We start from the raw sequence: 8,281 nt of genomic DNA, 5'->3' as shown, positions 1-8,281 counted from the left end.
GGCCTTTCGTCCGGCACACCGAGAGCACGCACCGGACACCGCGGGCACCGCACAGGACTTTCGAAACACCCCCTAGGTCGCGGGGAGTGGGCCTCGAGATTATGCGCCGGTGCCGTTCGAAGCTCCGGGGCATCGCGCCAAGATGGTCTCCCAGCTCTTCGTCATGGTTGCGTGTGCCACGTCGGAACCGTCAACCTCCTGGTCCGGCACTGCAACCGACACGCCGTCAGCGAACTCGATCAGGTGACCCGTCTTCACGTCCATCAGGTGTCCCTTCTGAGAGGGCTTCCACCTAATGCATGACACTCCCCACACGAGGAGCTGTTGGCTGCCGGGGGCGCATACGCGCGCCTGTACGGGGCCCAGTTCGCGCAGGTGGCGACCCAGCGCGCCTTACGGGGTTTCGGCGTCAGCGGGCGGAGGCGGGTGTCTGCCCGCTCTGTGGGGCGGCGCGGTGGGCCCCGGGCCGTGGGGGATGGGATGTCCCGCATGAGGAGGAGTGCGGCAAGGGCGAGGAGTCCGGCGATGGTGCCGGACCAGGCGATGGTAGAGCCGATCGCCGTGGCGGTGCCCATGTCGGTGTGCGGGTCGCTGTTCTGGGTGGCGATGGTGATGCCGCCCATCGCAGGGCCGGTGCCAAGGCCGGCCAGGTCGGGGAGTGGGAGTTGCCGGCGGGGGACCGGCTGGTGCTGTAGTGGGTGGCGAAGTCGTCCCGGCCCCTGGTCGACCTGCACGATCCGGTCCTGGGGATGTGCTGGAGTCGCTGCGCCGTAAACGCAAGGGGCTGGTGCACGCCCTCCACTACGCCATCGGGCGGGGCGAGTTGGGCAGCCACCCGCTGGACCGGATCCGTTGGCGGGTGCCCAAGCCGGCGGTCTCGGTGGAGCCGCGGGTGGTGGCCAACCCGCACCAGGCACGCGATCTGCTGGCCGCCATTTCCTACGTCGGCGGATACAGACGTGCGCGCGGCCGTCGGCTGGTCGGTCTGTTCGCGGGCATGTACTACGCGGGCCTGCGCCCGGAGGAGGCCATCGCCGTTGCCCTGCCGGACTGCCGACTGCCCAGAACCGGCTGGGGGAGGCTGGTCGCGCACCGTACCCTGCCGCAGGGGGCAACGATGGACCGGCACCGGCCGTCTCCACGACGAGCGCGGTCTGAGGAACCGTCCGCCGGGAGAGACGAGGGTCGTGCCGCTGCCGCCGCAGCTGGTGGCAGTGTGGCCTTGTGGCGTGAGAGCGTCGCTACTTTCGGCACGGCGGACGACGGTCGGCTGTTCTTCACCGAACATGGCGGCATCATCAGCTACACCACCTATTACCGGGTCTGGGACGAGACCCGCGACCTCGCCCTGTCACCCGCCCTCGCCAGTACCCCGCTCGCGAAGCGCCCGTACGACCTGCGGCACTCCGCCTTGTCCACCTGGCTGTGTGCGGGCGCGGGCCCGGCCGAGGTCACCCAGCGTGCCGGCAACAGTGCTGAGGTTCTTCTGTCCCCGTACGCGAAGTGTCTGTATGACCGGCAGTCCATCAACAACCAGCGCATTGAGGGCCTGTTGAGCACCTACGACCAGCCGCCGGAGCCCAACCAGGAGTAAGTGGGGCTCGGCATGGCAGAGGCTCAGCTTCCCAAGGCGAGCGCGAGTTCAATTCTCGTCACCCGCTCCACGATGAAACCCCAGGTCAGCGGCTAGGGCTTGTTCATCGGTGCTGTGTCTGCATGGCCTGAACGATGACACGTGAACTGACCACGCCTAGACCACTTTGCCGTAGTTTGGGCGCTTCTGGTGCATTGAGTTGGGGTGGTTACGGGTGGGCCTCGCCCTGGGCGACCTCTACCTCGTGGTGGAAATCGACCAGGGCGGTCGCCGCGGAGCAGGCCGAGACGGTCGTACAGGCGGCGAGGAGTACGGCGATCCAGGAGGCCGTTCGGGGGCGGCCGACGGGGGGCGCGAGGAGGGCCGCGACCCGGTGGGGGACGGGACCGGTGGTCGCCGCTGAGGCGAAGTCCGGGCGACTGGAGGGGGATGCCCGGGTGGCGAGGGCCGCGCGGGCGATCGCACGCGCGGTCAGGTGGCGGTCGCCGACGGCGGTGGCGGCTGCCTCGTCGGCGTCGCGTTCCGCGGCGAGTTGGATGGTGTCGCGGAGGCGGCGCAGGCCGGGGTGGCAGTGCGCCGCGAGTTCCGCGGCGAGCAGGAAGCGGTAGTGGTTGCCCGCGTTGTGGGCGCGCTCGTGGGCGAAGAGGGCTTCGCGCTCGGCGGGGCCGAGGCTGCGGAGCATCGCGGTGGTGACGACGATGCGGTGCGGCCGGCCGGGCAGGGAGTACGCGTCCGGGTGGGGCGAGTCGATGACGCACAGGTCGCCCGCCGTGGAGCTGTGGTCTGCCTGTCTGCGGGCGGTGCGGAAGGCGTGGATCTGGCGCAGGGCGGAGCGAAGCAGGGTCCAGGCGCTCACGGTGAGGATGCCGGTGGCCGCCGCGGCCATGGGCAGGACGAGGGTGTCCGGCGGCGTGGGCAGGGGGTGGACGAGTTCGCCGAGCGTGGCGAAGAGGGGCAGTTTGAGCAGGCCCGTCAGGACCAGCGCGCCGAGCGCGGACACGCAGGCGCCGGCCAGCACGAGCGCGGTGAGGGTCAGCGTCCACAGCGCGGCGACGGGGTCGAGGCGGTTGAGCGTGTGCCCGGCCAGCGGCCGGGCAGCGAAGGGCAGGAGCAGCGGGACGAGCAGCAGGATCAGTAGCGGAGCGGTCATTGCTCACCCGATTCCAGGAGTTCGCGCAGGATCCGCTCGTCGTCGTCGCTGAGCCGAGCGACGAAGCGGGCCAGGACCGCCTCGCGGTCGGCGTCCCGGTCGAGTTCACTGTGCATACGGCGGGCGGTGAGGCCGGGGGCGTCCTCGACGGGGAAGTACGCGTAGCCGCGGCCCTGGCGCTCGCGGCCGAGGACGCCCTTGTTGTGCAGGCGGGTCAGGATCGTGGTCACGGTGGTGCGGGCCAGGTGCACGGCGAGGTCGGTCTGCACCTGACCCGGTGTGCGCGGGGCTCCGGCGGCCCACAGCGCGGCCATGACACTGGCCTCCAGCTCGCCCGCCGGTCGGCGTTCGTCCTTCGCGTCGGTCATGGGAACGATCCTCCCCCCGCCATCGTCTACAGTGCAGTAGACCGTCTACAGGATTGTAGTCGCTCGGGTGCCGCGTCCGCGTGCTCCCGTCCGTCCAGTATGAGAGGGCTCGCCCATGACAGGGCTGACAGGGCTGACAGGGCTCGCGGCCGTGGCCGCGCCGCCCGCGGCATCGCAGTTGGCGGTGAACGTGCTCAGCGCCCAGTCGTTGCTGTCCGCCTTCGGCGTGCTGGGGGTCGGCGTGGTGCTGTTCGCCGAGACGGGGTTGTTGGTCGGCTTCTTCCTGCCCGGTGACTCCCTGCTGTTCACAGCGGGCCTGTTGTGCACCGGGACGGGCTCCGGCGGCCTGGGGCTGTCCCTGACACCGCTGCTGGTCGTCGCCGCCGCGGGTGCGCTGGCCGGCTCGCAGTGCGGCTATTTGATCGGGCGGAAGGCGGGCGGGGCGCTGCTCGCCCGCTCCCGCTCGGCCCGTATGCATCAAGGGGCCCGGCGCGCCAAGGAGTTGCTGGAGCGGTACGGGCCCGCGAAGGCGATCGTGCTGGCCCGGTTCGTGCCGGTGGTGCGTACGGTGCTGAATCCCATGGCGGGCGCCTTGCGGGTGCCCCTACGCACGTTCACTGTGTGGCAGGCGGTCGGCGGGCTCGTCTGGAGCCTGGGTCTCGTCCTCGCCGGGTACGCCCTCGGCTCGTCCGTTCCGAACGTGGACCGCTATCTGCTCCCGATGGTCGGGGTGATCGTCGCCCTCTCGCTGGTTCCGCTCGCCGCCGAGCTGTACCGCTCCCGCCGGGCGGCCGTCGGACAGAAGGGGATCGAGGGATGATGCTCGCCTTCGACGGAGCCTCGATCGACGGTTCCGTCTACACCGACGTGGTGGATCTGGCCCACCGCTCGCCCGCCTGGCTGGACGGCCTGGTGTCCGTCTGGTCGACGTACGGCCTGGGACTGTTCGGCGTCCTCATGGTCGTGGGCTGGTGGCGGGCGCGCCGGTTCGGCGCCCCCGCGGCGGTGATCGCGCTGGCCGCACCAGTGACCGTCGTCGCGGCGTACGCGGTCAACGACGCGCTGAAACTGGTGGTGCGAGAGGACCGCCCTTGCCAGAGCCTGCGGGTGACGACGCTGGAGGCGTGTCCGGCGCCGGGTGACTGGTCGTTCCCCAGCAACCACGCGGCGATAGCCGCCGCGGCCGCCGTCGCGCTGCTCTTCGTCTCCCGCCGGCTCGGTGCGGTCGCGGTGGTGGCCGCCTGCGCGATGGCCGCCTCCCGGGTCTGGGTCGGCGCGCACTACCCCCACGACGTCGTGGCCGGTCTGGCGGTCGGGGCGCTCGTCGCGCTGCCGCTCACCGCGGCCGTACGCAGCCGACCCGACGCGCTGGCGCGGCGGCTGACCGCGACCCGGCTACGGCCGCTGCTGGTGGCGCCGTGAACCGCAGGGACGTCGCCGACCTGGCCGGGTCCGTCGGGCTGGGCGCCCTGACCGCGTTCGCCGTGCTGGCCCTGGTCGTGGCCGGCGGCGACGGCGACGTGCTGTTCAGCGACGAGGACCTGCACGCCTGGCCCTTGGGGCACCGCCCGGCCGTCGCCCTGGCGCTGGCCCGCGGGCTCACAGCCACCGGTACGGGTGTGGTCCCGTACGTGCTGGCCGTACTGGCGGGCGTCGTCGCCGCGCGGACCGTACGCGGCCGTCTGGTCACCGTCGCCCTGTGCGTCGCCTGCCTCGGGGCCGGGCAGGCCGTCCGGTACGGCGTGATGGACATCGTCGCCCGGCCCCGCCCGCCCCGGCCGGACTGGGCGACACACGCCTCCGGCTGGGCGTTCCCCTCCGGGCACGCCACCACCGCGACCCTGACCGCCGGACTGCTCGCGATCGCTGTGTGCGTGCGCGTGCCCGCTCCCCGCGGCAGAACCCTGCTTGTCCTCGCCGCCTGCTGCTGGGGGACGGTGGTCGGACTCACCCGCGTCTACCTCGGGGTGCACTGGTTCACCGACGTCCTCGGCGGCTGGCTGTTCGGCATCGGCTGGCTGGGGTTGTGCCTCGGTGCGGCGGCCAGGTGGCTGCCCGAGCAGGACATCAACGGCACGCGAGACACGACAGGGAAGGTTGACCACCATGCGCCCCAGAATCCTGGTCGTCGAGGACGATCACGCCCTGCGTGACGTGCTGCTGCGCGGCCTGCGCGACGAGGACTTCGATGCCGTGCCCGCGCAGGACGGTGCGACCGCTCTGCGCCTGGCCCGCCACGACTTCGCCGGGGCCGTGCTCGACGTGGGACTGCCCGACGCGGACGGGCGGGACGTCTGCCAGGCCATGAGGGCGAACGGACTCCTCTTCCCCGTCGTCTTCCTGACGGCGCATCACCGGCTCACGGACCGGCTCAGCGGGTTCTCCGCCGGCGGCGACGACTACCTGCCCAAGCCCTTCCACCTGGCCGAACTCGTCGCCCGGTTGCGGGCCGCGCTCAAACGCTCCGGCCCTCGCCCGACCGCAGCGACCGGGGACCTGGCCCTGGACGCCGTCCGGCACAGTCTCACCGTCCACGGCGCCCAGGTGGATCTGACCCCCACGGAGTTCCGGCTGCTGGCCACACTCATGGCCGCCTCCGGCGACATCGTGCGCCGGCGTGAGCTGATCAGAGCGGGCTGGCCCGAGGGCGCGCACGTCAACGACAACACCCTCGACCAGTACCTGACCCGGCTGCGCCGCAAGCTCCGTGACAGCGGCAGCGCTCTGACCGTGACCACCGCCCGCGGAATCGGCCACCGCCTGTCATGACGGCACTCCTGCCCCGGCTGCTCTCCCTGCCGGCTTCCCGTCTGGCGCCCCGCACGCTGCGCGGCCGGCTCTCCCTGGTGGCCCTCGCCACCGCCGCCTTCCTGATGGTGATCCTCACCGTCGTGTTCAACACCGTGGTCCGGCAACACCTCCAGCGGCAGACGGACGACGAGCTGCGCACCCGGGCCGCCGCCGTCGCCACCACCGTCGACACCGGCCGTGCGGGAGTGCGGGTCCGGGAGACGTCGAACGACGAGCTCCTCGACACCAACGTGTGGATCTACGCGGGCACGCGCCTGCTCGAACGGCCGCCCACCGCCGCGCCCACCAGCCCCGTCACCCGCGCCGCCAACCGGCTCGCCGCGCGTGGCGGGCAGCACTGCGCCACTCTTGAACACGACGGTGCTCCCGTCCGGCTGTGTGCACAGGCCATAGGCGGCACCGCTGCCGTCGTCACCGCCCTGGACCTGTCCCCCTATCGCAGTTCGGCCGACACCCTGCTCCTCGCGTCCCTCGCCCTCGACGCCGCCGTCCTCGCCTGCACCTACGTGCTGACGCGGCTGGTCGTCGGCCGTGCGCTGCGCCCCGTACACACCATGACCGACCAGGCCACCCAGTGGAGCGCCATCGCCTCCACCGAGCGCTTCGGCGGCACGGGACGTCCCGTCGAACTCGCCCGTCTCGGTGCGTCGTTGGACGCTCTCCTGGACCGTATCCGCGCGGTGCTGCGGCACGAGCAGCAGCTCACCCGGGAGCTGTCGCACGAACTGCGAACCCCGCTCAGCCGGATCATCGCCGAGCTCGACTGGTGGCAGGCCCGTCCCCGTTCGACGGCCGACACCCGGGCCGCCCACGCGGCCATCGCCGACGCCGCCCAGTCCATGCGCACCATCTGCGACACCCTGCTGGACGACGCCCGGGGCAGCGCGTCCACCGTCCCGGGCACCGCCGAGGTCCTGCCCATGCTGCGCCGGCTCACCGAACGCCTCGACGTCCCCAGCCACGTGCAGGTCGTCGTCGACGTGGCGAACCCGCGTCTGAACGCCGGTGTTCCTCCCGCGCTCCTCGAACGCATCGTCAGCCCCCTCCTCGACAACGCCCTGCGGTACGCGCACTCGCGCGTCACCGTTGTGGCGGTCCGGCAGCCGGACGGCGTACGCATCGACGTCACCGACGACGGCCCCGGCGTGCCGCCGCACTTCGCCGGGCAGCTCTTCCAGCCGGGGCGGCGTGCCGATCCCGCCGACGGGCACGGCGGAGCGGGCCTGGGACTGCCGCTCGCGCGACGCCTGGCCCGCTCCGCCGGCGGCGAGGTGACCCACGCCTCGGGGCACACGCCCGGGGCGGGGTTCGCGATCAGCCTGCCCGCTGGATGACCCCACCCCGCGCGGAGGCGTCCCTCGCGGGCTCCGGGACATCCTTCCGCGTCACCGTCAGGAACACGACGAGGCCGAGGATAACCGCCAGGAACAGCACGCTGGTGACCACCGTGCCCAGGCCGAGGCCGCCGTCCGCGGTCGGCTGCGACAGGTAGTCGCCCACCGAGGCGCCCAGCGGCCGGGTGAGGACGTACGCGATCCAGAAGCTCCACACGGCGTCGAAGCCCAGCGCGAAGTGCACCACGGCGACCGCGGCGATCGCGAGGGCGAAGAGGAGCGCCGACACCCAGTAGCCGAGGGCCATGCGCTCGGCCACCAGGTCACCGGCCGCCGTGCCCAGCGCGAAGGTGAACAGCACCGCGAGCCAGTAGAACGACTCGCGGCCGAGGCTGTCGATGCTGTGGATGGACAGGGTCCGCTCACGGCGGTACCAGACGACGAACACGACCGCGAGGACGAACGCGAACACCGTGGTGCTCAGCTCGAGCGGGACGCCCAGGTTGTCGGTGAGGTTGTCGCTGATCAGGGTGCCAACGACGCTGATCAGGGCCACGGCCGACCAGTACACACCGGCTCGGTAGGCGGTCGTACGGAACTGCCAGACGAGCACCGCTGCCAGCAGCACGCTCATCAGCAGCGACACACCGGTCAGGCCCAGGCCCAGCTTCTCGTTCAGCATGTCGGCCGCGGTCTCACCGACCGTCGTGCACAGCACCTTGATCACCCAGAAGTACACGGTGACTTCGGGAACCTTGTTCCAGCGCAGCCGGTGACGGACCGGGGCCGACGCCGAGGTGGGTGTGGCGGGGATCTGTGGAGTCTCGGATGTCTCGTGTGTCATGGGGCCCGACCGTGCCACCAGTTGCCTGAACGCATCCTGACTGGCACATCGTGGACTGCGACGGGACGCCGGGCAGGCCACAGGCATCCTTCGTCGAAGCTTCATACGCCGAGCGGTACACGCCTCATCGGGCGCCGGTTGCCTTGCCGGCATGCACGCGCTTCTCCGGCCTCCGACCTC

Annotated in this window: 9 protein-coding genes; 6 read left to right on the top strand and 3 right to left on the bottom strand. The window is 71.7% G+C overall.

Going from position 1 to position 8,281, the window contains the following annotated elements; genetic code table 11:
* Nucleotides 1-751 precede the first annotated feature (751 nt).
* A complete protein-coding gene (locus AC5P09_RS43045; protein WP_493879143.1) occupies nt 752-1,594 on the top strand; it encodes a site-specific integrase in 843 nt (280 codons plus the stop codon).
* Between the two features lie 208 nt (nt 1,595-1,802).
* Here the strand turns inward: AC5P09_RS43045 and AC5P09_RS43040 are convergent, their stop codons facing one another.
* Both AC5P09_RS43040 and AC5P09_RS43035 read right to left on the bottom strand, forming a co-directional pair.
* Nucleotides 1,803-2,744, bottom strand: coding sequence for a M48 family metalloprotease (locus tag AC5P09_RS43040; RefSeq protein WP_493879142.1), 942 nt, complete (start codon nt 2,742-2,744; stop codon nt 1,803-1,805).
* Entirely contained in the window at nt 2,741-3,112 is a 372-nt protein-coding gene (locus AC5P09_RS43035; RefSeq protein WP_493879141.1) for a BlaI/MecI/CopY family transcriptional regulator, read from the bottom strand. The genes AC5P09_RS43040 and AC5P09_RS43035 overlap by 4 nt, the downstream gene beginning before the upstream one ends.
* A gap of 115 nt (nt 3,113-3,227) precedes the next feature.
* On the opposite strand from AC5P09_RS43035, the gene AC5P09_RS43030 reads away from it, so the two are divergent.
* The 5 genes from AC5P09_RS43030 to AC5P09_RS43010 are packed head-to-tail and all read left to right on the top strand — an operon-like array spanning nt 3,228 to nt 7,257.
* On the top strand, nt 3,228-3,932 hold the full coding sequence (locus AC5P09_RS43030) for a DedA family protein (RefSeq protein ID WP_493879140.1): 705 nt from the start codon (nt 3,228-3,230) through the stop codon (nt 3,930-3,932).
* Entirely contained in the window at nt 3,929-4,534 is a 606-nt protein-coding gene (locus AC5P09_RS43025; RefSeq protein WP_493879139.1) for a phosphatase PAP2 family protein, read from the top strand. The genes AC5P09_RS43030 and AC5P09_RS43025 overlap by 4 nt, the downstream gene beginning before the upstream one ends.
* A complete protein-coding gene (locus AC5P09_RS43020; RefSeq protein WP_493879138.1) occupies nt 4,531-5,265 on the top strand; it encodes a phosphatase PAP2 family protein in 735 nt (244 codons plus the stop codon). The genes AC5P09_RS43025 and AC5P09_RS43020 overlap by 4 nt, the downstream gene beginning before the upstream one ends.
* Nucleotides 5,219-5,881, top strand: coding sequence for a response regulator transcription factor (locus AC5P09_RS43015; RefSeq protein ID WP_493879137.1), 663 nt, complete (start codon nt 5,219-5,221; stop codon nt 5,879-5,881). The genes AC5P09_RS43020 and AC5P09_RS43015 overlap by 47 nt, the downstream gene beginning before the upstream one ends.
* The gene (locus AC5P09_RS43010) at nt 5,878-7,257 is read left to right on the top strand and encodes a sensor histidine kinase (RefSeq protein ID WP_493879136.1); all 1,380 of its coding nucleotides are present in this window, start codon (nt 5,878-5,880) and stop codon (nt 7,255-7,257) included. Before AC5P09_RS43015 ends, AC5P09_RS43010 begins: the two co-directional genes overlap by 4 nt.
* Here AC5P09_RS43010 and AC5P09_RS43005 read toward each other — a convergent pair.
* Nucleotides 7,238-8,101, bottom strand: a complete 864-nt coding sequence (locus tag AC5P09_RS43005) for a COG4705 family protein (protein ID WP_493879135.1) — start codon at nt 8,099-8,101, stop codon at nt 7,238-7,240. The genes AC5P09_RS43010 and AC5P09_RS43005 overlap by 20 nt on opposite strands.
* Between the last annotated feature and the right edge of the window lie 180 nt (nt 8,102-8,281).

The organism is Streptomyces sp. a15, from assembly GCF_059026085.1.
This window is presented reverse-complemented; position numbering and strand designations above follow the sequence as displayed.

Bases quoted from the DNA above. Each gene is read 5' to 3' on its own strand.
- AC5P09_RS43040 (WP_493879142.1), bottom strand. From the start codon at position 2,744: ATGACCGCTCCGCTACTGATCCTGCTGCTCGTCCCGCTGCTCCTGCCC.
- AC5P09_RS43035 (WP_493879141.1), bottom strand. From the start codon at position 3,112: ATGACCGACGCGAAGGACGAACGCCGACCGGCGGGCGAGCTGGAGGCC.
- AC5P09_RS43030 (WP_493879140.1), top strand. From the start codon at position 3,228: ATGACAGGGCTGACAGGGCTGACAGGGCTCGCGGCCGTGGCCGCGCCG.
- AC5P09_RS43025 (WP_493879139.1), top strand. From the start codon at position 3,929: ATGATGCTCGCCTTCGACGGAGCCTCGATCGACGGTTCCGTCTACACC.
- AC5P09_RS43015 (WP_493879137.1), top strand. From the start codon at position 5,219: ATGCGCCCCAGAATCCTGGTCGTCGAGGACGATCACGCCCTGCGTGAC.
- AC5P09_RS43010 (WP_493879136.1), top strand. From the start codon at position 5,878: ATGACGGCACTCCTGCCCCGGCTGCTCTCCCTGCCGGCTTCCCGTCTG.
- AC5P09_RS43005 (WP_493879135.1), bottom strand. From the start codon at position 8,101: ATGACACACGAGACATCCGAGACTCCACAGATCCCCGCCACACCCACC.